This window comes from Pseudomonas sp. MWU347 (assembly GCF_017947305.1).
GTDB classification, from domain to species: Bacteria; Pseudomonadota; Gammaproteobacteria; order Pseudomonadales; family Pseudomonadaceae; genus Aquipseudomonas; species Aquipseudomonas putida_A.
Genome location: NZ_JAFGZB010000032.1, coordinates 1 through 1,169, shown reverse-complemented (window position 1 = coordinate 1,169; position 1,169 = coordinate 1). Strand labels below are relative to the sequence as shown.

Annotated in this window: 1 protein-coding gene; it reads left to right on the top strand. The window is 62.0% G+C overall.

Features of this window, described 5'->3' with window-relative positions; all coding sequences use genetic code 11:
* Positions 1-1,169, top strand: a 1,169-nt coding sequence (tssI, locus tag KCG87_RS27325; RefSeq protein ID WP_210559235.1) for a type VI secretion system tip protein TssI/VgrG, incomplete at both ends; no start/stop codon positions are given.

The window sequence follows — 1,169 nt, the reverse complement described above, 5'->3', positions numbered from 1 at the left end:
ATTTACCCTGACCGGCCGGGAAGCCATCAGCCAGCCTTTTGTGTTTGAGGTGGAGCTGGTCAGTGAGCAGCCGTCGCTGGACCTCGAAACCCTGCTGCACAAACCGGCCTTTCTGCAGCTGTCGCCCGATGGCAGCGGCATCCACGGCCAGATCTACCGCGCCGCGCAAGGTGACTCGGGCAAGCGCCTGACGCGCTATTCGGTGACCCTGCGCCCGCAATTGTCGTACCTGGCGCACCGCGTCAACCAACGCATCTTCCAGAACCTCACGGTGCCGAAAATCATCGGCATGGTCCTCGAAGAGCACGGCATCCAGAGCAACGCCTACGAATTCAAGACCGGTTCCATCTATCCCGAGCGCATCTACTGCGTGCAATACGATGAATCGGACCTGCATTTCATCCAGCGCCTGTGCGAGGAAGAAGGTATCCACTACCACTTCCAGCACAGCGCCACGGCGCACAAGCTGGTGTTCGGCGATGACCAGACGGTGTTCCCGAAACTCAAGCCAGTGGCCTACCAGCAAGACTCCGGCATGGTCGCCAGTAACCCGGTGATCAAGCGTTTCGACCTGCGCCTGGAAACCCGCACCAGCCGTACCACGCGCCGCGATTACGACTTCGAAAAACCGCGCCTGACCCTGGAAAGCGAAAACCGCGGCGACGCCCTTCCCGACCTCGAAGACTACGATTACCCGGGCCGCTTCATCGACCGCGAGCGCGGCAAGCACCTGGCCAAACGCGCCCTCGAACGTCACCGCAGCGACTTCCAGCTCGCCGAAGGCAAGAGCGACCAGCCACTGCTGGTCAGCGGCCATTTCCTTGCCCTGACCGAACACCCGAAGGCCAAGTGGAACGACCTGTGGCTGCTGACCGAAGTCCTGCACGAAGGCAAGCAGCCGCAAGTGCTGGAAGAATCGGTGACCAGCGACACCACCGCGCTGAAAGACGATTTCCATCAGGGCTACCGCAACCGTTTTCAGGCGACCCCGTGGGACGTGCCGAACCGTCCACCGCTGCGCCACCCGAAACCGCGCATCCTCGGCAGTCAGAGCGCCGTGGTGACCGGCCCCAAAGGCGAAGAGATCCATTGCGACCAGTACGGCCGGGTCAAAGTGCAATTCCACTGGGACCGCGAAGGCCAGGCCGACGACAAGACCAGTTGCTGGT